The sequence below is a fragment of the Quadrisphaera sp. INWT6 genome, from assembly GCF_015390235.1.
Classification (GTDB): domain Bacteria; phylum Actinomycetota; class Actinomycetes; order Actinomycetales; family Quadrisphaeraceae; genus Quadrisphaera.
Window position 1 is genome coordinate 133,663 of record NZ_VUOH01000004.1, and the last position, 20,633, is coordinate 154,295.

The 20,633-nt window shown below is 76.5% G+C and carries 20 protein-coding genes and 1 pseudogene; 11 read left to right on the forward strand and 10 right to left on the reverse strand.

Going from position 1 to position 20,633, the window contains the following annotated elements; genetic code table 11:
- Positions 1–95: 95 nt before the first annotated feature.
- A complete protein-coding gene (locus F1641_RS13010) occupies positions 96–539 on the reverse strand; it encodes a MarR family winged helix-turn-helix transcriptional regulator (RefSeq protein WP_194906900.1) in 444 nt (147 codons plus the stop codon).
- A gap of 135 nt (positions 540–674) precedes the next feature.
- On the opposite strand from F1641_RS13010, the gene F1641_RS13015 reads away from it, so the two are divergent.
- Entirely contained in the window at positions 675–2,585 is a 1,911-nt protein-coding gene (locus F1641_RS13015) for an ABC transporter ATP-binding protein (RefSeq protein WP_194906234.1), read from the forward strand.
- Here F1641_RS13015 and F1641_RS13020 read toward each other — a convergent pair.
- Positions 2,557–3,585, reverse strand: a complete 1,029-nt coding sequence (locus tag F1641_RS13020) for a DUF4432 family protein (protein WP_194906235.1) — start codon at positions 3,583–3,585, stop codon at positions 2,557–2,559. The genes F1641_RS13015 and F1641_RS13020 overlap by 29 nt on opposite strands.
- 160 nt (positions 3,586–3,745) lie before the next feature.
- Here F1641_RS13020 and F1641_RS13025 point away from each other — a divergent pair, with 160 nt between their 5' ends.
- Positions 3,746–3,988, forward strand: a complete 243-nt coding sequence (locus F1641_RS13025; RefSeq protein WP_194906237.1) for a hypothetical protein — start codon at positions 3,746–3,748, stop codon at positions 3,986–3,988.
- On the opposite strand, the gene F1641_RS13030 is transcribed toward F1641_RS13025, so the two are convergent.
- Positions 3,957–4,400, reverse strand: a complete 444-nt coding sequence (locus F1641_RS13030) for a hypothetical protein (RefSeq protein WP_194906239.1) — start codon at positions 4,398–4,400, stop codon at positions 3,957–3,959. The genes F1641_RS13025 and F1641_RS13030 overlap by 32 nt on opposite strands.
- A 140-nt stretch (positions 4,401–4,540) precedes the next feature.
- On the opposite strand from F1641_RS13030, the gene F1641_RS13035 reads away from it, so the two are divergent.
- The 3 genes from F1641_RS13035 to F1641_RS13045 all read left to right on the forward strand — a co-directional run bounded on the left by F1641_RS13035 (position 4,541) and on the right by F1641_RS13045 (position 7,289).
- On the forward strand, positions 4,541–5,596 hold the full coding sequence (locus F1641_RS13035) for an aldo/keto reductase (RefSeq protein WP_194906241.1): 1,056 nt from the start codon (positions 4,541–4,543) through the stop codon (positions 5,594–5,596).
- 128 nt (positions 5,597–5,724) lie between these two features.
- Positions 5,725–6,687, forward strand: coding sequence for a hypothetical protein (locus F1641_RS13040; protein WP_194906243.1), 963 nt, complete (start codon positions 5,725–5,727; stop codon positions 6,685–6,687).
- Positions 6,688–6,911: 224 nt separating this feature from the next.
- The gene (locus F1641_RS13045; protein ID WP_194906901.1) at positions 6,912–7,289 is read left to right on the forward strand and encodes a very short patch repair endonuclease; all 378 of its coding nucleotides are present in this window, start codon (positions 6,912–6,914) and stop codon (positions 7,287–7,289) included.
- 226 nt (positions 7,290–7,515) lie between these two features.
- On the opposite strand, the gene sufU is transcribed toward F1641_RS13045, so the two are convergent.
- Positions 7,516–7,992, reverse strand: a complete 477-nt coding sequence (gene sufU, locus F1641_RS13050; RefSeq protein WP_194906245.1) for a Fe-S cluster assembly sulfur transfer protein SufU — start codon at positions 7,990–7,992, stop codon at positions 7,516–7,518.
- A complete protein-coding gene (locus F1641_RS13055; RefSeq protein ID WP_194906247.1) occupies positions 7,992–9,350 on the reverse strand; it encodes a SufS family cysteine desulfurase in 1,359 nt (452 codons plus the stop codon). Before F1641_RS13055 ends, sufU begins: the two co-directional genes overlap by 1 nt.
- Before the next feature lie 41 nt (positions 9,351–9,391).
- Between F1641_RS13055 and F1641_RS13060 the strand changes: the two genes are divergently transcribed.
- A complete protein-coding gene (locus F1641_RS13060; RefSeq protein WP_194906249.1) occupies positions 9,392–10,387 on the forward strand; it encodes a nucleoside hydrolase in 996 nt (331 codons plus the stop codon).
- Between the two features lie 169 nt (positions 10,388–10,556).
- Here the strand turns inward: F1641_RS13060 and F1641_RS21650 are convergent.
- Positions 10,557–11,627, reverse strand: a pseudogene (locus F1641_RS21650) (DMT family transporter); the annotation flags it as partial.
- Positions 11,628–11,638: 11 nt separating this feature from the next.
- On the opposite strand from F1641_RS21650, the gene F1641_RS13065 reads away from it, so the two are divergent.
- A complete protein-coding gene (locus F1641_RS13065) occupies positions 11,639–12,718 on the forward strand; it encodes a hypothetical protein (protein ID WP_194906251.1) in 1,080 nt (359 codons plus the stop codon).
- Positions 12,719–12,768: 50 nt separating this feature from the next.
- Here the strand turns inward: F1641_RS13065 and F1641_RS13070 are convergent, their stop codons facing one another.
- Positions 12,769–13,668 (reverse strand): NERD domain-containing protein, encoded by a 900-nt coding sequence (locus F1641_RS13070; RefSeq protein ID WP_194906254.1) that lies wholly within the window; start codon positions 13,666–13,668, stop codon positions 12,769–12,771.
- Between the two features lie 91 nt (positions 13,669–13,759).
- A complete protein-coding gene (locus tag F1641_RS13075) occupies positions 13,760–14,164 on the reverse strand; it encodes a hypothetical protein (protein WP_194906256.1) in 405 nt (134 codons plus the stop codon).
- 482 nt (positions 14,165–14,646) lie between these two features.
- On the opposite strand from F1641_RS13075, the gene F1641_RS13080 reads away from it, so the two are divergent.
- Positions 14,647–14,985, forward strand: coding sequence for a DUF4352 domain-containing protein (locus F1641_RS13080; RefSeq protein ID WP_194906258.1), 339 nt, complete (start codon positions 14,647–14,649; stop codon positions 14,983–14,985).
- 27 nt (positions 14,986–15,012) lie between these two features.
- Here the strand turns inward: F1641_RS13080 and F1641_RS13085 are convergent, their stop codons facing one another.
- On the reverse strand, positions 15,013–15,678 hold the full coding sequence (locus F1641_RS13085) for a hypothetical protein (RefSeq protein WP_194906259.1): 666 nt from the start codon (positions 15,676–15,678) through the stop codon (positions 15,013–15,015).
- 189 nt (positions 15,679–15,867) lie between these two features.
- Between F1641_RS13085 and F1641_RS13090 the strand changes: the two genes are divergently transcribed.
- Positions 15,868–16,011, forward strand: a complete 144-nt coding sequence (locus F1641_RS13090) for a hypothetical protein (RefSeq protein ID WP_194906261.1) — start codon at positions 15,868–15,870, stop codon at positions 16,009–16,011.
- Positions 16,012–16,044: 33 nt separating this feature from the next.
- Here F1641_RS13090 and F1641_RS13095 read toward each other — a convergent pair whose 3' ends face one another.
- Positions 16,045–18,720, reverse strand: coding sequence for a TM0106 family RecB-like putative nuclease (locus tag F1641_RS13095; RefSeq protein ID WP_194906263.1), 2,676 nt, complete (start codon positions 18,718–18,720; stop codon positions 16,045–16,047).
- Between the two features lie 367 nt (positions 18,721–19,087).
- Between F1641_RS13095 and F1641_RS13100 the strand changes: the two genes are divergently transcribed.
- Together F1641_RS13100 and F1641_RS13105 are read left to right on the forward strand one after the other, a co-directional pair.
- Positions 19,088–19,774 (forward strand): hypothetical protein, encoded by a 687-nt coding sequence (locus F1641_RS13100; protein WP_194906265.1) that lies wholly within the window; start codon positions 19,088–19,090, stop codon positions 19,772–19,774.
- Between the two features lie 92 nt (positions 19,775–19,866).
- Positions 19,867–20,628 carry a hypothetical protein gene (locus F1641_RS13105; RefSeq protein ID WP_194906267.1) on the forward strand — a complete coding sequence of 254 codons (762 nt, stop codon included), beginning with the start codon at positions 19,867–19,869 and terminating at the stop codon, positions 20,626–20,628.
- Positions 20,629–20,633 lie beyond the last annotated feature (5 nt).

Below are 20,633 nucleotides of genomic sequence, written 5' to 3' on the forward strand. Positions count from 1 at the left end.
CCCGGACCGCCGATCCAGGACCGTCGCACGAACCCCCCAGGCACTTCGGAGGGTCTCCCGGAGGGGCGCCGGTGGCCCGTCGCCCGCGTGCTCCGTCAGTCGGCGAGCCGGCGCAGCATGCGGGTCAGGTCGGCGCGCTCGGTCTCGTCGAGGCGCCCGAACAGCTCGGCGGCCGCCTCAGCTCGCGCCCGGTCGGCGTGGGCGAGGGTGGCCGTGCCGGCGTCGGTCAGCCGGACGACGACGGCGCGCCGGTCGGCCAGATCGGGACCGCGCTCCGCGAGGCCCTTCTCGGCGAGCCCGTCGACCACCTCGGTGGCCGAGCGCGGCGCGATCCTCAGGGCGGCGGCCAGCTCGGAGATCCGCATCCCGTCAGCCGCGTCACCGGAGCGGGCGGAGTGGCGCCCGCGCCCGCCACCGAGCACGTGCAGGGCCCGGGCCTGGTGCGGGGACAGCCCTGACGGCTCCAGCCCGGCGTGCCAGCCGCGCCGCAGCCCGCGGGCGGCGCGCATCAGGGCGTCAGCGAGCTCCGTGCTGCCCATCGAGCTGCCCGTCGGGCTGCCGGTCGTTCTGCCCGAGGCGTCGGAGGGGGTCACCGGGGAATCGTACGGGAAGGTCTGGTGCTCACCTCTTCGTGAGGTAACCTCAGCATTGTCATCCACCCCGACCGGAAGGACGTGGTCACCACGTCGAGCACCCTCCTCGCCCCTCCCGCTCCCACCTCCGCCCCCTCACCCGCCTCAGGCCCGGGCGGCCGCCCCCACGGCCCGCGCCGCCGCGACCCCGCCGACCGCGAGCAGCTGCTCCGCTCCCCGGTGAGCCTGCGGCGCATCGCCGCCCTCTTCGCCCCCCACCGCTGGCGGGTCGGGCTCGTCGTCGTCCTCATCGTGACCTCCTCGCTGGTGGCCCTGGCCTCGCCGTTCCTGGTCCGCACCGTCATCGACGACGCGCTGCCCCACGCCGACGTCCGCCTCCTCGTGCTCGCCGTGGCCGGCATGGTGGCCGTCGCCGCGGTCACCTCCCTGCTGGGCGTCGTGCAGACGTGGGTCTCCACCGGCGTCGGCCAGCGCGTCATGCACGGCCTGCGCACGTCGGTCTTCACGCACGTGCAGCGGCAGTCGATGGGCTTCTTCACCCGCACCCGCGGCGGCGAGATCACCTCGCGGCTCACCAACGACATCGGCGGCATGCAGTCGGTGGTCACCTCCACCGCGACGTCGCTCGCGTCCAACGCCACCACCGTGGTCGGCACCGCCGCCGCCATGGCGGCGCTCTCGTGGCGGCTGTCGCTGCTCACCCTCGTGGTGCTGCCGCCCGCGGTGTGGCTGACCCGCCGCGTCGCGCTGCTGCGCCGCTCCATCACCACGGCGCAGCAGCAGCGCCTCGCCGACCTGCAGCACCAGGTGGAGGAGTCGCTCAGCGTCTCCGGCGCCCTGCTCACCAAGACGCTGGGGACGGCGGACGCGCAGTCGCAGCGGTTCGCGCAGACCTCCGCCGAGCTGGTCGACCTCGAGGTCCGCGCCTCCCTCGCCGGCCGCTGGCGCATGGCGACGATGAACATCGTCTTCGCCGCCATCCCCGCGCTCATCTACCTGGCGGCCGGGCTCCCGGTGACCTCCGGCGGCATGACCGTCGGCACCCTGGTCGCGTTCACCGCGCTGCAGGCGGCGATCTTCAGGCCGCTGATGGGCCTGCTCGACGTGGGCGTCCAGCTCACCGCCTCGATGGCGCTGTTCAGCCGCGTCTTCGAGTACCTCGACCTCACCGTCGACATCGCCGACCCCGCCCACCCCGTGCCGCTCGACCCCGCCACCACCCGCGGTGAGGTCCGGTTCGAGCACGTCGGGTTCACCTACCCCGGTGGGGGCGCGTCGACGAGGCCGGCGCTGGACGACGTCGACCTCGTCGTCCCCGCGGGGACCTCCCTCGCGCTGGTCGGACGCACCGGATCCGGCAAGACCACTCTCGCCTCGCTGGTGGCGCGCCTGCACGACCCGGGCACCGGTCGCGTCACCCTCGACGGCACCGACCTGCGCGACCTGGCCCTGGCAGACCTCGCCCGCGTGGTGGGCGTCGTCTCGCAGGAGACCTACCTGCTGCACGCCACCGTGCGGGAGAACCTGCGGCAGGCGGAGCCGGAGGCGACCGACGCCGAGGTGGAGGACGCCGCCCGCCGGGCCCAGGTGCACGACGTCATCGCCGCGCTGCCCGACGGGTACGACACCCTCGTCGGCGCTCGCGGACACCGCTTCTCCGGCGGGGAGCAGCAGCGCCTCGCCATCGCCCGGACGCTGCTGCGCGACCCGCGCGTGCTGGTCCTCGACGAGGCGACCTCGGCCCTCGACACCACCACCGAGCGCGCCGTGCAGGCCGCGCTCGACGAGGTCCGCCGCGGCCGGACGACGATCATGATCGCCCACCGGCTCTCGACGGTCAGCGGCGCCGACCAGGTCGCGGTGCTCGACGCCGGCCGCGTGGTCGAGCGGGGTCGCCCCGCCGAGCTGCTGGCCGCCGGCGGAGCCTTCGCAGCGCTCAGCTCATCGGGGACGGGCGCAGCCGTCAGCCTCGAGGGAGCGACACCACGGTGAGGCGCAGCAGGTGCTCGCGGGTCTCGCCCGGGGCGAGCAGCGGAGCGCCGGCGTGCTCACCGGCGCGGTCCGGGCCGAACAGCGGGGCGCTCGCCGGCTCGATGCCCAGGGCCCAGCGACCCCGCGAGGGCAGCACCCACTGGTAGAGCCGCGGGAGCGTCGCCGCCGACCAGGACACCTCGATCCCGAGGCCGTCGGGCGAGGTCACCCGGGCGCGGGCCAGGCCGTCGGCGTCGACGCCCACCCCCACGTGCTCGAACACCGCCTCGGTGACCTCCTCGCACGCCTCGGGCAGCACCGCGTGCGAGGGCACCTGGGGGCAGGGCTCCCGCAGGGGGCTCTCGCGGGCGTCGACGTCGACGGTGGTGCCCGGCAGCACCAGGGGCGCCCCGAGGTTGACGTGGTAGAGCGCCGCGACCGGAGCGGGCAGCGAGGAGGTGTTGACGATCCGGTCGGCGACCTCGAGCTGCGGGCGCCCCTGCGCGTCGAGGCCGTTGGTGATGCGCCGCTCGATCCGCACCGACGGCCCGAAGACGGTCGAGCGCTCGACGTCACCCTCCACCACCACCTCGGGCAATCCGCGGGAGGGCGTGGCCCGGACGTTGCGCGCGGGGAGGTGGTGGACGTCGCCGTGGACGCCCAGCCCCGTCGCAGACGCGTCGCGGGCCGGGCCGAAGTTCGCCAGGCCGCACGTGGCCAGCAGACCGCCGGTGAACCTGTCGATCCACGCCTCGCCGACGGCGCGGTCGAGGGTGCGGGCGTCGGCCACGGGCGAGGTCCAGGCCAGCGGGTGCCCGGCGACGCTGGCAGCACCGATGTCGAGGCCCCGGGCGGGCAGGACGTCGACCGCGAAGCCCCCCGTCACCTGGGCGTGCAGCACCCGGGCGTGGTCGGACGAGCCAGGCTGGGCCAGCCGGTCGGTGACGGAGGCGACGGACTCGTCGCGGGGGAGGTAGCCCTGCCGGCGGAGGTCGGCGATGCGCTGGGCCGGGGACGTCATGGTCGACATCTCACCAGGCGGGCCCGACAGCCGCCGCAGGCAGCCTGCGCGGCTGCCTCCACGGCAGCCCGTGCGGCCGCCCCGTGGTGGGGCTGGGCCGCTCGGGTGGAGCCACGACGGGCCACGCATCGTCACCGCCGGTGACGGGCATCCCCGAGGCATGAGGGTCGACGGGGTCAGAGCAGGGGCGGGGGCCGGCGGTCCCACCGTCGCCGCCCAGGACGAGTACCGCTACGAGCTGCTCCAGCGGCTGCGGCGCCGGAGCCTCGAGCGGCGGCGCAGCGCCACCGGAGCCCGTGACCGCTCGGCCACGGGCTCCGGGTTCGACGGCGTCGCCGCCGACCTCGGCCTCTACGAGGCGAGCGACGGCGTCAGGCCGCGACCGGGCGGTGACCGGCCCTAGCGGTCCGCGCCTCCGTGCGGGCGGCCTCGTCGACGAGGTCGTCGGCGAGGGCCTGGCGCAGGTCGGGGCGCAGCGGCTCGCCCATCGACCACAGCAGCCGGGCGGCGGTGCCCGCGGAGACGGGTGTCGTCGCGCCGCGGCGCATCAGGTCGCGGACGGTCGCCAGCGGGACGTGCGCCACGGTGGCGAGGCCCTCGACGGTGCGGGGGGCGTCGTCCTCGGCGTCGTCCAGCCACTCGCTGATCGTCGCGCGCAGCGCGGCGGCCGTGACGGTGGCCCGCCGGCGGTCCGTGGTGGGCACGACCGGCAGGTTCAGCTGGGCGGGCGTGGGCAGCCGGTGCAGCGCCGTCGGCGTGCCGGTGGTGCTGGTCGTGCGGCTGCGGGGGTCCTTGCGCGGAGTCGCTGTCCTCACCCTCTCGGTCTGATCGGTCCTGCTGGGTACAACACGCAGTTCGTCCCTGGAAGTCCTGCGGGTGGGCGTGGGTGACGAGCGCCACTGCCCGGGTGGTGGGCGGGCGCGCCCCGACGGAGGGCGCCTGCGAGGGTGGGCCGATGGAGCACAGAGCACTCGGACGTTCGGGGCTGAAGGTCTCGACGATGACGATGGGGACGGCGTCCTTCGGCGGCGGCCTGGCGGCGTTCGGCGACACCCAGCTGGAGGGCGCCAAGCGCCAGCTGGCGATGGCGAAGGAGGCCGGTGTCACCCTCGTCGACACCTCCGACGCCTACTCGAACGGGCTGAGCGAGGAGATCGTCGGCGAGGCGCTCGCCGACCAGCGCGACGACTGGCTGATCGCCACCAAGGTCCGCTTCCCCATGGGGGAGGGCCCGAACGACAGGGGCCTGTCGCGCCACCACGTCATCCGCGCCTGCGAGGCGAGCCTGCGCCGCCTGCGCACCGACCACATCGACCTGTACCAGCTGCACGAGTGGGACGGCCAGACCCCGGTCGAGGAGACGCTGGCGGCGCTGCAGCACCTGGTCGACTCCGGCAAGGTCCGCTACACCGGCGTCTCCAACTTCTCCGGCTGGCACCTCATGAAGACGCTCGGCGCCGCCGAGCGCGAGCACCTCGTGCGGCCCGTCGCGCAGCAGATCTACTACACGCTCGAGAGCCGCGAGGCGGAGAACGAGCTGCTGCCCGTCGCCGCCGACCAGGGCCTCGGCGTCCTGGTGTGGAGCCCGCTCGCGGGAGGCCTGCTGTCGGGCAAGTACACCCGCGGCGCTGACGGCTCGGTGCAGGGACCGAAGGGCTCGCGCCACCTCGGCGACTGGAGCGAGCCGCCGATCAACACCCCCGACCGGCTGTTCGCCACCATCGACGTGCTGCGGGAGATCGCCGACGGCCGGGGCGTCTCCGGCGCGCAGGTGGCGCTCGCGTGGCTGCTCACCCGGTCGACCGTCACCTCGGTGATCGTGGGCGCCCGCACCGACGAGCAGCTGGCCGACAACCTGGCCGCCGCCTCCCTGGAGCTCACCGCCGACGAGGTCTCCGCGCTCGAGCAGGTCAGCCGCCAGCCGCTGCAGTACCCGTACTGGCACCAGTCGATGACGGCGTCCGACCGCCTCGGCCCCTCCGACCAGGTGCTGCACAGCCACCTCGGCTGACCGTCGGGGGTCTCGACTCACCCGAGCGGGTGACTCCGGCCGGTCCTCCGCCAGCAGCGGCGGGGGACCGGTCAGGTCAGCGCACTCGGGTGTCGATGCAGCGAGCACTCGTCTGAGGAGGGTGCTGCGTGCTGCAGTGGGTGGTTCTTCTGGTGGTCGTCGCGGCCGCGGTCCTGGTGCTGGTCGACAGCGCCCGCCTCGGCGCGCGCCGCGGAGCCCTGGGCGGTGGGCTGCTCGACATCGGCCCCGTCGGCTGGTTCGTCTGCGTCCTGCTCGTGTGGTTCGTGGCGCTGCCCGCCTACCTCGTGGCGCGCCGCCGCCTGGTGGCCCTCAGCGGTGCGGGCTCCGACGCTGCGCCTGCGGTGGCTCCTGCGTCTGCGGTGGCACCTGGGTCTGCGCCGGCTCCCGCGACTGCGGTGGCACCCGCCGCATCGGCTGCAGCGCCCGCTCCTGTGCCGGCTCCCGTGCCGGCTCCTGCGCGCGAGCACGGCAGGCACCGCGCCGAGCCCGCCGGCCGGACCCGCCGCCCGGCCCGCGCCGGCCGCTCGCGGGCTGAGAACGTCCCGACCGCCGTCGTGGCCGCTCCGGCGGCTGCCCCCGTGGCCAGCTCGGTGGCTGCTCCCGTGGCTGTCCCCGTGGCTGCTGCTGTGGATGCTGATGTCGTCGCCCCCGTGGCCGCCGTGGCCGCCGTGGCCGCCGTGGCCGCCGGCTCAGCAGCTGCGCCCGTCGCCGAGCCGGAGCGGCTGGTCCCCCCGTTCGCCGCGGCGACGTCGTGGGCCTCGACCGCTGACGAGCCCTCGCTCCTCGAGGACCACAGCATCGGGGCCTTCGCCCCCGGCGAGCCCGCCCCCGGCCCGTTCGCGGCGCAGCCGTGGAGCACCGAGCCGTTCGTCGAGGCGTACGAGCCCGCCCACGAGCAGCCTGCTGAGCCGACCGCGCACGACCTGCCGGCCGAGCCGGAGCCGTTCGTCTCCGGTCCTGGAGACTCGCCCTACCTCAGCCGGTTCGCCGAGCTCTGCGCCGAGGGGCTCATGAGCCAGGCCGAGCTCGACCGCGTCCGCGCCCGCCTGTCGGGCACGCCCGCCTCCTGACGCCTCCGAGTGGCCGAGCGCCCCTGATCACGGCCGTCATGTCGTGAGCAGGGGCGCTCGGTCAGCTGCCTCACTGCCGCTCAGCCGCCCCCGCACCGGGTGTCGGTGGTCGGCGGCAGGGTGCTGCTGTGGCGATGCCTGCGGCTGCACCGACGACCAGCGTGACCCGGCCGATCGTCGTCCCCCCGGCACCACCGCCGTCGTCACCTGCGGCAGCGCGCACGATGCGCGCCAACCGCCGTCGTGACACCGCTCCCGAGCTGGCGGTCCGCAGGGAGCTCTGGCGCCGCGGCCACCGCTACCTCGTCGACGCCACACCGGAGGGCACCAACAGGCGCCGCCGCGCCGACGTCGTCCTGCGCGGAGCGCGCGTGGCCGTGTACGTCGACGGCTGCTTCTGGCACTCCTGCCCCCGGCACCTCCACGTGCCGAAGGCGAACCGCGCCTGGTGGGAGGTGAAGCTGGCGAGCATCGTCGAGCGCGACCGCCGCAACGACTCCGAGCTCCTGGCCGCGGGGTGGCTCCCGGTGAGGATCTGGGAGCACGAGGACCCGGCCGCAGCGGTCGACGCCCTCGAGCTGGTGATCGGTCAGCGACGGTGAGTCACTGCCCCGCCCGACCGGCGCGCCGGCCACTGCTCCGTCCGGAGCGCCGAGACGCCGCAGGGTGAGCACCGGCGAGCAGCCAGCGGCACCCTGCGGTGGTGAGACGCACCGTCATGACCGCCATCGCCGTGGCGCCGCTGGTCGGCTTCGACCTGGCGATGTGCTGCGACGTCGCCCCCGCGCTGCTGCGCGGGGTGCTGGGGCTCTAGCCGTCAGGTCGGGGTCAGGCGCGGCGGACGGCGTCTTCCAGCGCCACCCACGCGAGCATCGCGCACTTCACGCGCGCGGTGAACTTCGAGACGCCGGACAGCGCGGCGGCGTCGCCGTACTCCTCCTCGTCGAGCGCGAGGGCCCCGCGCGAGCGCATCGCCTCCCGGAAGCCCGCCACGAGGCGGTCGGTCTGCTCGACGGGCACCCCGCGGACGAGCTCGGTGAGCATCGACGCCGACGACTGCGAGATCGAGCACCCCGCGCCCTCCCACACGACGTCCTCCACCACGGGGCCCTCGGGCCCGTCGGCGACGACGGCGCGCAGGGTGATCTCGTCACCGCAGACGGGGTTGCGCTGGTGCGACGTCGCTGCGCCGTCCTGCTCGGGGTGGTCGGCGAGGGACGTGAAGCCGACCCGGCGCTTGGCGTGGTCGAGCACGATCTCCTGGTAGAGCGCGTCGAGGCCCCGGGACCCCGGCGACGCCGACATCAGCGACCCACCCCGAAGTACGCGCGGACGCCCGAGAGGGCGTCGAGGAAGGTGTCGACGTCGTCCTCGGTCGTGTAGAGCGCGGCGCTCGCGCGCACGCTGGCGGTGACGCCGAAGCGGCGGTGCAGCGGCTGGGCGCAGTGGTGGCCCACCCGCACGGCCACACCGCGGGCGTCGAGCAGCTGGCCGACGTCGTGGGCGTGCACCCCCTCGACGTCGAAGGCCTGCAGCGCCACGCGCTGCACCGTCCCGTCGTCGACGCCGTCGGCGTCGCCGAGCAGGCGCACCCCGGGAACCTCGCGCAGCCCGTGGCGCAGGCGCCGCTCCAGGCGGCGCTCGTGCTCGGCGACGGCGCCCTCGCCGAAGCGCTCCTCGACCCCGCGGAGGAAGTCGACGGCGGCCGCGAGCCCCACCGCCTGCGACACCGCCTGGGTGCCGGCCTCGAAGCGCTGCGGCGGCGGCAGGAACGCGGTGGCCTCCAGCGTCACCGTGGTGACCATGGACCCGCCGAGCAGGAAGGGCGGCAGCGCCTCCAGCACCTCGGTGCGGCCGTAGAGGCAGCCGACGCCGTTCGGTCCGAGCACCTTGTGCCCGGAGAAGACGGCGACGTCGACGCCGAGCGCCGGGAGGTCGAGCGCCAGGTGCGGCGCCGACTGGCAGGCGTCGAGCACCGTGAGCGCCCGTCCGCCCGTCGCCTCGCGGGTCATCGCCACGAGCTGCTCGACGGGGTTCACGACGCCGAGCACGTTCGAGACGTGCGAGAACGCGACGACCCTGGTGCGCTCACCGATGACCGCGGCGGCCGCCTCGAGGTCGAGCACGCCGTCGTCGTGCACGGGGACCGCGCGCAGCCGGGCGCCCGTCCTCGCCGCGAGCTCCTGCCACGGCACGAGGTTGGCGTGGTGCTCGGCCTCGGTGACGACGATCTCGTCACCCGGACCCGGCGCCCACTGGCGGACGGCGTCCTCGTGGCCGGGCACCGTGCGCCCGGCGGCGGCGTTGCCGAGGGAGTACGCCACGAGGTTCAGGCCCGCGGTGGCCCCGGACGTCCACACCAGCTGCTCGGGTTGCGCACCCACGAAGGCGGCGACGGTCTCGCGGGCGCCCTCGAACAGCTCGGTGGCCTCGGCGGCCAGCGAGTGCGCCCCGCGGTGGACGGCGGAGTTGGTGGTCTCCAGGAAGCTCCGCTCGGCGTCCAGCACGGCGCGGGGGCGCTGGCTGGTGGCGGCGGAGTCGAGGTAGACCAGCGGCGCGCCGTCGGGCAGCTGCGCACCGCCGGACAGCAGCGGGAACTCGGCGCGGACGGCGGCGGCGTCGTAGGCGGCACCAGCCGGGGCGGTGGTGGTGGGGGCGCTCACCGGGTCAAGGCTATGCCGACCGCTGGAGGCATGCTGAAGGCGTGACCGACCCCGCCGCTGACAGCACCGCCAGCCCCGCCCGCACCCCGCTCTTCCTCGACTGCGACACCGGCGTCGACGACGCCCTGACCCTCGGCTACCTCGCGGCGTCGCCGGGCGTCGAGCTGGTGGGCGTCGGCAGCGTGAGCGGCAACTGCTCGGCCGAGACCGGCGCCCGCAACACCCTCGACCTGCTGGCGCTGCTCGGTCTGCCCGACGTCCCCGTGCACGTGGGGGCCCACGACCCGCTCGCCGGCTCCTTCGCCGGCGGAGCGCCGCACGTCCACGGAGCCGACGGCGTCGGCGGCACCTCCGGTCGCGAGCTGCCCCGCTCCGCCGGTGAGCCGAGCGGCACCAGCGCGGCCCGCGCCCTGGTCGACGCGGCCCGCGAGCGCCCGGGGCAGCTGGTGGTGCTCGCCGTGGGGCCGTTCACCAACCTCGCGCTCGCCCTGGACCTCGAGCCGGAGCTGCCCCGCCTGGTGCGGTCCCTCACGGTGATGGGCGGTGCGGCGCTGGCGCCGGGCAACGTCACGCCCGTCGCCGAGGCGAACGTCCACAACGACCCCGAGGCCGCGCGCCGCGTGGTCGAGGCGGGCTTCGACCTGACGGTGGTGGGCCTCGACGTCACGATGCGCCACCTGTTCGAGGAGGAGCACCGTCGCGCGCTCCTCGACGCCGGGACCCCCGTCGGTGCCGCGCTCGGCGCGATGCTCGGGCACTACTTCGCCTTCTACACCGACGTCTTCGGGCGTCCGTGCTGCTCCCTGCACGACCCGCTCGCCGCCGCCATCGCCCTCGGCGACGTGGCGCTGGCGTCGGCGCCGCGTGTGAAGCTCACCGTCGACGACACCGACGGACCGGGCCGCGGCCAGACGATCGCCGACCTGCGCGCCCTCTACCGGGGGCTGCCCGACCGCTCCCCGGAGGACCCCCGCGTGGTGCTCGAGGTGGCGGAGGAGTTCGCGCCGCTGCTGCTGGAGCGGCTGCTCCCGCTCTGAGGGGCGGGAGCGACCTCAGCGGCGTGGGCCTGGCGCCGGGCGAGGACCACCACCCCGGTGACCAGGGCCGCCAGGCCCACGAGCTGACCGGCCCGCCAGCCGGGCCCGGCGGCCAGGTGCTCCCCGAGCACCGGCCCGGCCAGGGACACCGCCACCACGGCTCGACGGCGGCGATCGTGGGCAGCGCCGTCGTCACCGCCCCGGCCTGGAACGCCCGCTGCGCCGTCACCACCGAGAAGGGGACGACGACGGCGAGCGCCACCAGCGGTAGCGAGACGAACGTCCCCTGCGCAAGCCGGTCACCGGTCGCGGCGAGCAGCAGCGCCCCGGTGCCGAAGCCGAGCGCGGCGGTGAGGGCGAACAGCAGGCTCCGCCAGCGCGGGGCGAGGCGCGAGGACGCCAGCGCGGCGCAGGCCTGCACCACCAGGGCGGTGCCGGCGGCGGTGAGCAGCCAGGTGTCGTCGCGGGCGCTGGGCGCGCCGTCGAGACCGCTGCCGAGACCGCTGACGGGGCCGCTGACGGGGCTGCCGTCGAGGTGGGGGCGGGCGGTGAGGAGGAACACCACCAGACCCCCGACGACGAGCGCCGCCGCTCCCCAGAGCCCGGCGTCCAGCCCGCTGCGGCCGGTGCGGCGGCGCGCGAGCAGCCCGCTGAGGAGGAGGGAGAACACCAGCTGCGTGGCGATGAGCGGCTGCACGACGACCACCTGCCCCAGGTGCAGCGCCACCGCGAGCAGCGCCAGGCCGGCGCCACCGGTGAGCTGGCCGGCGAGCCAGCGCGGGCGGGCCAGCAGGCTCGCGAACAGGCGGGCACCGGCGCCGAAGCCGGTGTGGCGCGGTGCGCGCGAGGCGGCGTCCTGCTGGAGCACCGCCGCGACGGCCAGCAGCAGCGCCGCGGTCAGCGCGAGCGCGACGGGGACCAGCACCGCCCCAGGCTCGCGCACGAGGGGTCCGCGTGGGGCCGATCGGGTCCGTCCGCGAGGCCCGCGTGACGCCCGGGTGCTGTGCCGTGACCGGCCGCGGCATCCGTTCACCCGACCTTCATCCCGAGGTCGCCGCGGGCACCCGCGGGGCGGTGCACGAGCGGGCAGGGTCGTCACCGACGGCTCACCGCGGCAGCGCGGAGGCGCCGTCCTCGGCCGCTGCGCGTGCGGCACGAGCCGCCCCGCGTCGTGAGGACCTCGATGACCGCTCTGCTCGGCCGCCCGCCCGCGCCCGTGACGCAGCCCCCGGCCGCGCACCCCGGGTGCTGGTGGTCTCCGGGAGCGTGGGCGCTGGTCACGACGGTGCCGCGGCCGAGCTGGCGCTCCGCCTGGGGGCGGCGGGGGCCGACGTCGTCGTCCGCGACCTCCTGGACGCCCTGCCGCGCCCGGCGCGAGCGCTGCTGCGCGACGGGTACGAGGTGGCCGTCGCCCGGGCGCCGCTGTTCTTCGAGTGGCTGTTCCGCGGCATGGAGCGGCACGGCGCGCTCTGGCGGGTGGAGCAGGAGGTCTGCGGCCTGGGGCTCGACGGCCTGGCGCGCTGGGTGCGCGCGGCCGCCCCCGACGTGGTGGTGTCGACCTACCCCCTGGCCAGCCAGGCCCTGGGGCAGCTGTCCGACGACGGCCGCCTGCGCGTGCCCTTCGTGACCTACCTGACCGACCCCGCCGTGCACACCAGCTGGCTGCACCCGGCGGCCGCGGCCCACCTGACCGTCACCGAGGCGACCGCCGCCCAGGGGCGCGCGGACTACGGCGGCGCGTTCGAGGTCGCGGGACCGCTGGTGCCGCGCCGCTTCGAGGACCGCCCCGCCCTGGCCGAGCTGGTGGCGCTGCGCGAGCAGCTGGGGCTGCACGGTGGTCTGCACGGTGGCCGGCCGGTGGCGCTGCTCGCCGCGGGCTCGCTCGGCATGGGGGCTGTGGTGCCCTCGGCGCGCGACGTCGTCGCGGCCGGGTGGACGCCGCTGGTGCTGTGCGGCCGCAACGACGCCCTGTGCCGCGACGTCGCCGCGGTGCCGGGGGCCGTGGCGCTGGGGTGGCGCTCCGACGTCCACGCGCTGATGCAGGTCGCCGACGTGCTGGTGCACAACGCGGGCGGTCTCGCGGTGACCGAGGCGCTGGTCGCGGGCCTGCCGGCGGTCACCTACCGCAGCATCCCCGGGCACGGCCGCGCGAACGCCGCGGTGCTCGCCGAGCGCGGCGGGGTCCCGTGGCCGACGACGCCGCTCGAGCTCGCCTCGGCGCTCGACGCGCAGCTGGCGCGGGGCCGCACCCGCGAGGCCCACCCGGACGCGGCGGCCGCGGTCCTGGCGCACGTGCCCGCGTCGCGGCTGCGGGTGCCCGCTTCGCGCTGACGCCCCAGCCGGGGCGGCCCGCGCGTCAGCCGAGCAGGTCGATCAGCCGATCAGGTCGAGCAGGGCGACGACGACGCCGGACGACGCCGCCACCGCTGCCAGCACCTGCCAGGCGCGGCGGACGCGGTCGGCCGTGCGGACCCGGGCGTGGAGGCCGTCGAACTGCTGCTCGGGGGTCTGGCCGGGGTCTGGCTGGGGGTCTGGCTGGAGGTCTGGACGTGGGTCTGGCCCGGGGTGTCGTGGGGGGAAGGGGGCTGCGAGGTGGCGAGGAGCCGCAGGTGCGCCGCCACGGCGTCGACGGCGTCGGGGGTGAGCGCTCGGGGACGGCGCTGCAGCCAGCGGACGAGCCGCGCCGCGGACAGCACCGCGACCGCACTCGGGCGGCCGGCGCTGAGGCGCTCGGCGCCGACGACGGCGACAGCCCCCACGACCGGGACGTCGAGGTGCTGGCCGGGCTGACCGCTCAGCTGCAGGGTGAGGTGCTGGTTGAGCAGGCGGGCGTCGTCGGCGGCGCGGGTCAGGGCGGGTCGCCGCTGGCCGTCGGCGACCAGCGCACCACGGCTGACGCGGACGCGAGCGCCCGGTAGGTGCTGGGCGCTCACGACCACCACCCCACCCGGCCCGACGACGACGTGGTCGAGCACCCTCGGCGGCTCGCCGGGACTGCCGGACGGGTCGGGGAGCGGGAGCGAGTGCAGCACGTGCCAGCGGTCGTGCCCGGCACCGACGTGCAGCCCGGTGGAGAGCCGAGCGAGGTGGCGCCCCACCGCGCGCGCACCCAGCGCCGCTGAGTAGGCGGAGCGGGCGCCGGGATCGAGGGGGTCGCTGCCGGTGAGCCGGCTGACCCGTTCGGCGAGGGGTGAGCGCGCCGGGGCGCTCGCCTGGTGGCGCAGGGCCTCAGCCATCGCCTCGTGCCCCGCGCGGCGGCGGACGGTGGCGGCGGCGGTCACCCTCCAGCGATCGGCACGCCCACCGCCCGTCTGGAGCGGTGGAGGCCCGTCAGCTGGCCGGGGCCAGCTGGCTGGGGTCGCGTTGGTGGGGTCAGCGGGGGGCGCTGGTGCGGGCGAGGCCGGTGGCCTCGGCCGCCGGACCGCCCCAGTGGCGCCAGCAGCGGCGGCGCTCCTCGTCGCACGACCCCGCGGAGCCCTCGAGCTCATCGGCGCCGCCGGCCCCGTCGGTGCTGTCCGCGCTGTCGACGTCGTCGTGGGGGAGCACCAACGAGGCGAGGTCGGGCTCCCCGCGCTCGGCGCACATGCGCTGCAGCGCCTCGAGCACCTCGGGAGCGCTGGGGCCGCCGTCCAGGGGCGCCTCGCGGCGGGGGTGCGGCAGGCCGAGGAAGGCGCTCGCCTCGGCGAGGGTCACGGTGCGGCCGCGGGTCGCGGCGTCGGCGAGCTCGACGCGCAGTGCGGGGACGGCACGGCGCAGCAGCGGGGTGTCGACGGACATGACCCCAGGACAGCCGCAGCGGGGTGCGGCTGTCGACGCGGTGGGTGAGCGCGTCACCCGAGCAGCGGGACGACGTCTCCCCGCCCGGGGACAGGTGTCACGCTGAGCCACGGCAGACCCCCCGAGCGTGACGTGGATCGTCCACAGGTGCACCCTGGTGGGGTGATCGGTCACCTGAGGTCACCACTCGTCCGTCGCGCCGGGGTCGCGGGTGCGCTGGCCGTCGGGGTCGCCGTCCTGACCGCCGGGTGCGGCACCGCGCCGGGAGCTGTCGGCGCCGGTGGTGTCGGCGGCACCGGGGGCGCTGGGGGTGCTGCGTCGTCGGCGGAGGCAGCCGAGCCGGACGCCCCGGCCGCGCCGATGACCGACGACCCGTCGCTGCGCACCGTCGACGCCCCGCAGCAGAGCACCCTGGACACCGCCCAGGCCGCCGGCGTCGCCGGCGCTCCGACCGCCGCGGGGCTGACGGCCTCGAGCTGGAGGTGCTCAGCGCCGACTGCGGCGTGCCCGGGGTGCGCTCCGACGGCTACTCGGTGCGCGCCGCCGGCCAGTTCTGCGTGGTGGGGGTCGAGGTGGTGAACCGCGGTGCGGCGGCGACCTCCTTCGACCCGGGGCGCACCGCCCTGGTGGACGGCGAGGGCGGGCGGACCGCACCGTCGCCCGACGCCCTCGCGCTGCCCGCCCTGGCCGCCGCCGCGGCGCAGGTGCCGGCGGCCACCGCGCTGACGGCGACGCTGGTCTTCGACGTCCCCACCGGCGCCGACCCGCGCGAGCTGGAGCTCGACGGGAGCGCCCGGGCGCCCCTGCCCGCCCTGGGCTGATGTCTGGGTCGAGGTCGGGCCGGAGCCCTACAGCTCGCTGGTGCCGGTGACCCCGGCACGCAGGCGCGCTAGGTGCGTGTACCGCTGCGACACCGTCCACGGGGTGCGCCGGCCGGTGGGGGTGGTGGCGTCGTCCTGCACCCGCCGGTCGAGCTGCACGGTCTCGGCCGCGGTGGGATCGCTCAGCAGCAGGACGGCGTAGGTGCCGCCCTCGGTGCGGGTGCGGTGCGCCAGTGAGGCGTCGATGACGGAGGCCAGGGCCGTGTCACCGCGGCGGCGGTGCTGGTCGGCGGAGGCCGGCGTGAAGGTCACCGACCGGTAGGACCCGCGGATGGCGGGGACCACCTCGGAGATCGCGTCGTCGACGAAGAAGCCGACGTGCGTCGTGCCGCCCCGCAGCTCGCGCCCCGCGGGGGAGATCACCGCGCCGGTGCGCAGGTACTCCGGCCACGCGGACCGGCCGGCGACCACCACGGTGTCGTGCAGCGAGCGCAGCCCCTGCGCCTCCCAGTACTCCAGCAGCTCTCCCAGCAGGGTGCGCGACTGCTCCCCGAGGCGCTGCGCACCGGTGCGGGTGAGCGCGGCGTCGACCGCGGTGGCGAGGTCGGCCGAGGAGCACCAGGAGACCCGCGAGCCGGCAGGAGCACCGGGGGCACCGGGGGCACCGGGGAGGGCTCGAGGGCGTCGACCCACGGGGGACGGGTCTGGTCCGCCGTGACGACGAGCAGGTGCGCGTCGGTGGTGTCGAGGAGGTGGCGTGCGGTGCCGCTGACGCGCTGCCCGTCGCGACCCTCGGCGAGCAGCGCCATCCGCTCCACCGCGGTGAGCGCGGCGCTCAGTGGGTCGACGTCCGGGTCGGCGTGCGGGGCGACCAGCAGCTCGGTGAGCAGGTCGGTCAGCACGGCGGCGTCGAGGTGGCGCAGCACCGACGTCGTGGTCGAGGTCAGGGCCGTCGCACCCGACGGCGCCGGGAGCAGGGTGAGCAGCGGCATGATCATCGGGTCGGGACGGCGGTGGCGCGTCTGAAACCACCCGCCGCGGGCGTGACCCGGACGGCCCTCAGCCGGCACCCGCCTGGCGGAGCACCCCGACGAACGCTCCGAGGGCCACCAGACCCTCCGTCGTCGTCGGGGTGATGGAGCGCAGCTCGGGGGAGTGCACCAGGTGCGCCGCCCACATCGCCCGGCTCACCGCCACGTTGAGGCGGTTGCGGGAGAGCAGGAACTCCACCCCGCGGGGCAGGTCCTCGCCGCTGGAGGTGGCCATCGAGACGATGACGACGGCGGCCTCGCGGCCCTGGAACCTGTCGACGGTGCCGACCTGCACGCCCTCGTGGCCGGCGTCGGCCAGCGCGGCGCGGATGAGCGCCACCTGCCGGTTGAAGGGGGCGACGACGAGCACGTCCTCATCGGTCACCGGCCGCGGACCGCCGGTCGGGCCGGGGCCCTCGTCCCAGAGCCGCCCCACGACGTCGCGGACGAGCGCGACGACGTGCGCCGCCTCCTCGGTCGACGACGTGCGGTTGTCGCGGTGGTCGACGGCAGCGAGGTGCACGCCCGGCACCACGCCCTCCAGCGAGCGCAGCGCCGTGCGCGGGTGCGCCTCCAGCACCCCCTCGTACTGCAGCCGCGACACGGGCTCGCAGACGTCGGCGTGCATCCGCCAGGTGACGTCGAGCAGGTAGCCGGCCTCCGGGGGCACCAGGGCCGCCTCGCCGAGCAGGTGGCGCAGCGCGGAGACGTCGACGGGCTCGGGGTGGGTGCCCTGGCAGACCTGCGGCAGCTGCTGGGGGTCACCCAGCAGCAGCACGCGATCGGCCGCCGACCCCGCCACCAGGGCGTCGACGAGGGCGAACTGCCCGGCCTCGTCGACGACGAGCAGGTCGAGGTGCTGCGACCGGATGCCGGACTGCGCGAAGGTCCACGACGTGCCGCCGAGCACGCACCCGCCGGTCTGGGAGGCCAGCCACGCGTCGGGCTTCGCGGGGCGCTCCCACGGGGTGGTGTCGCGCTCGTCACCGTCCTGCTTCGGCTTGGCCACCGGGAGCGCCGCACCTCCACGGGCGGCGTCGACGGCGACGACGCGCTCCAGCAGGTTCTCCACCACCTGGTGGCTCTGCGCGACGACGCCGATCCGCCACCCCTGGGCCGCCAGCTGCGCGATGACGCGGGAGCCGACGTGGGTCTTGCCGGTGCCGGGCGGGCCCTGGAGGGCGAGCACGTCGTTCCCCATCGCCTCCAGCGCGGCCACGACGTCGGCGGCGGTGTCGTCGGTGCGGGGCAGGGAGCCCGGGCTCACCGCGAGCGAGGGGCGCCGGCGCAGCAGGAGCCTCCACCACGCGGTGTCGAGCAGGTCGGGCTGGTCGAGACCGCGGCCGTCGTCCAGGGCGTCGAGCAGTGCCCGGGCGAGGTCGACGACGACGGCCTCCTTGCCCTTGGTGGCCGGGGGAGCGCTCGGCAGCAGCGCCACCGGCAGCTCGGGCCACCCGGGGGCGCCCTGCGCCGCGCGCTCGTCGACGACGACCCGGCCCCTGCCGCCGGCCCCGTCCAGCGGCTCCCACGAGGCGGGCCCGCAGCGGGGGTGCGTGCCGCGGCCACCGTCTGCGGTGGGCTGGGTGCCCTCCGGGCCCGGGGCCGCGTAGACGGCGAAGGGGCTGCGGCCGAGCCGCGCGACGTCGCCGGCGGTGGAGCTGGTCAGGGCCGTCACCGTGCGCCGCAGCGAACGCCCGCGCGGGGGCTTGGCCCACTCGTCGGCGCTGGCGCGCTCCAGCACCACGACGCCGTCGTCGTGCTCCAGCTCGTCCAGCGGCGTGCGGAGCCGCTCGAAGTGCTCCCACCAGAACGGCTTGTGCTCGCGGGAGTAGTAGCCGAGCGCCGCCGCGAGCAGGGCCCTCGCCTGGTCGAGCTCCGTGCGGTCGTGGTCGGGGACGCCCGCGAGCAGCCGCGCCACCAGGCCCCTCACCTCGGCGCCGGGCTCTTCGACCTCGTCAGGACCTCCCGCCGCCGTCAGCGCGCCGTCCGCCGGGGTGCCGGCGCCGTCGTCGTCCAGCGGCGGAGCGAGGACCGCCGGGGCGCGCCCCACCAGGGAGAGCAGCCAGTGGTGGAGGCGGCGGGTGCTCTCGCAGTCGTAGGCGTTGTAGTCGCGGATGGCCTCCAGCACCACGGCGGCGTCGTCGACCAGGCCGCGCGCCGTCAGGGCCGCGTACCGCTCGTACTGGACGATCGAGTCGCCGGCGTTGGTGACGTCGCCCTCGCGCAGGTCGGCGCCCATGTAGATCGGCTCGAGCTTCTTGATGGAGTACGAGGTCGCCGAGACCCGCACCGAGGCGCGGACCACGGCGAACAGGTCGACGAGGCGCCCGTCGCGCAGCAGCTGGTCGACCTCCGCCTCGCGGGTCTGGTGGCGCACCGCGAGCGCGAGCAGCGCGGTCCGCTCGTAGGCGGCGTAGTGGTAGACGTGCATGCCCGGGTTCCGCGCGGCGGCCGAGGTGAAGGTGTCGACCACCGCCTCGAACGCGGTCCTCTCCTCCGCGCGGCGGTGCGCCCAGTGCGCGGTGAAGGCGCCGGAGGCGTCGGTGATCCCGTGCAGGTACTCCAGGCCCTCGCCCGCGGCGGCGAAGGGGTCTCCCTCGATGTCGTAGTACAGGTCGCCGGCGTCGGGCTCGGGCAGGTGGTCGAGCGGCGCGGCGTCGTGGACGACGTGCAGCGGCGGGGCTGCCCTCCGGCTGCCGCTCACCGCGCACCTGCAGCGCGGCCTGCGCCCGCAGGCGCTCGAAGGTGCCGCGTCCCATGCCCTGCGGGCGCTGCGCGTCGGTGGCGGTGGCGAGCGCGTCGACGGTGCCCGCCCCCGCCTCGCGGAGGCGGTGCACCTGGTCGCGGCGGATGCCCGCCACCAGGCTGAGGTCGCGCGCGTCCTCGCGGCCGGTGGCGCAGTGCGGGGACCAGACGCAGGTGTCGCAGGCGGGCCGGGCGTCGGCCCACGCCGGCTCCGGCACCGCGGCCTCGCCGGCCTGCTGCGCGAGCACGCGCTCGCGGTACTCGGCGACCAGGGGGAGCAGGTCGGCGGCGGAGACGGACTCGATGACGCCCGTGCCCAGCCACAGGTGGACCTTCCTGGGCGGGGGCTGCCCCAGGCCGACGAGCGCGTCGGCGTAGGCCGCCGCCTGCAGCACCGCGGAGGGCCGGGCGGTGCGGGCGAGCTTGGCGTCGACGGGCTCGTAGCGGCGCCGTCCGGTGGCCTCGTCGAGCAGCGGCTCGCCGGTGACGAGGTCGATGCTGGTGAGGAAGTCGGCGTAGCCGAGGAACCCGCCGGGTCCGCCGCCGGCGGGCGGGACGACGAGCGCGGCCTGGTAGACCACGTCGACCTGGGCCTCCAGCGCGGCGCGCGTCAGCCCGCCGGCGGTGCGGACGGCGTCGTCGCCCAGACCCGGCGCGGCGATCTCGACCAGCTCGCCGCCGCGGCGCGTCACGAGGGCGCGCAGGGCCTCCAGCGCCTCGCGCTCGTGGACCAGCCCGTGCTGCGCCACGAGGTCGAGCGAGCCGTCGGCGGGCACGGCCGGGCGGGGCAGGACGCCGGAGGTCGCGGCGTGCTCCAGGCGCAGGCGGTGGTCGCACTCCAGGACCGCGAGCAGGTCGCGCGGGGAGTGCCACCAGGCGCCACCGGCAGAGCTGGCCCCGCCGTCGTCGTCGTGCCCGGCTGCTCGCCGCATGCGCTGCCTCCCGTGCCGTGGTGCTGCTGTCGTGCCGACGGTCGTCCCGTGGGTCCTGGGCAGTGTGGAGGACGGGTCTGACACGTCGTGCGCACGCGGGCGTGTCCTGCTGGCCTTCCGGCGTCCGGTGCCGTACCTGTGGAGGACCCACCCGTCAGAGAGGACGCCGTCCCGTGTTCGACTCGCAGTCACGACCCCGTGAGCTGCTCAGCCGCCGCGCGGCCTCGGCCGCCTGCGGTGAGGTGCTGTGGGCGGCCCTGGCCGACCCCGCCGCCCGCACCGCGCCGCCCGCCCCGGGCCCCGACGCGCCGCGCGCCGACCACACCGACCACTGGTCTCCGCTGCTCGCGCTGACCCTCGCGGTGCTCGGCTGGAGCCGGCCCGACGTCGGCGTGGCCCGGTGGCTGGCCGAGGGGATGCGGCGCGACGACATCCCGCTGGACCTGCTCGCCTCCTGGTACGGCCCGCGCGCCGAGGCGCTGGTCGCCTGGAGCCGCGCCTCCAGCGCGCTGGCCGACCACGCGACCCGCCTCAGCGACGAGCTGCGCCTGCCCGTCCCGGTGGGGCGCGTGCCGATCGCCGTCCACGACGAGCACTACCCGGGCATCTCGGGCGCCGGGTACGACGACCTCCACCTCGGGCGCGTGCCCGACCAGCTCTCCGGCCCCACGCTGGACGACGGCGAGCTGACCGTCACCCGGGTGCCCGGGGGCGAGGAGGCGGTGCTGCAGCTGGAGGACTACCCCGGCTGGTACCGCCTGCTCCACGAGAAGGCCGGTGAGCTGCGGATGCCCCCGCCGGGGCAGGAGCGGCGCATCGAGGTGGTCGTGGCACCGCTGGGCTCCCTCGGGGTGTTCCGGCGCTCGCCGCTGACGGGCCGCTGGCACGCGACCAGCGAGGCGGCGCACCGCCTCGGCTGGCCCACGCTGCGCTGAGCCCC

What these genes read in the sequence shown, in the direction of transcription:
- F1641_RS13025 (WP_194906237.1), top strand. Translation starts at nt 3,746, where the DNA reads ATGAGGGTCGACGGGGTCAGAGCAGGGGCGGGGGCCGGCGGTCCCACC.
- F1641_RS13010 (WP_194906900.1), bottom strand. Translation starts at nt 539, where the DNA reads ATGGGCAGCACGGAGCTCGCTGACGCCCTGATGCGCGCCGCCCGCGGG.
- sufU (WP_194906245.1), bottom strand. Translation starts at nt 7,992, where the DNA reads ATGTCGGCGTCGCCGGGGTCCCGGGGCCTCGACGCGCTCTACCAGGAG.
- F1641_RS13035 (WP_194906241.1), top strand. Translation starts at nt 4,541, where the DNA reads ATGGAGCACAGAGCACTCGGACGTTCGGGGCTGAAGGTCTCGACGATG.
- F1641_RS13020 (WP_194906235.1), bottom strand. Translation starts at nt 3,585, where the DNA reads ATGACGTCCCCGGCCCAGCGCATCGCCGACCTCCGCCGGCAGGGCTAC.
- F1641_RS13075 (WP_194906256.1), bottom strand. Translation starts at nt 14,164, where the DNA reads ATGTCCGTCGACACCCCGCTGCTGCGCCGTGCCGTCCCCGCACTGCGC.
- F1641_RS13045 (WP_194906901.1), top strand. Translation starts at nt 6,912, where the DNA reads ATGCGCGCCAACCGCCGTCGTGACACCGCTCCCGAGCTGGCGGTCCGC.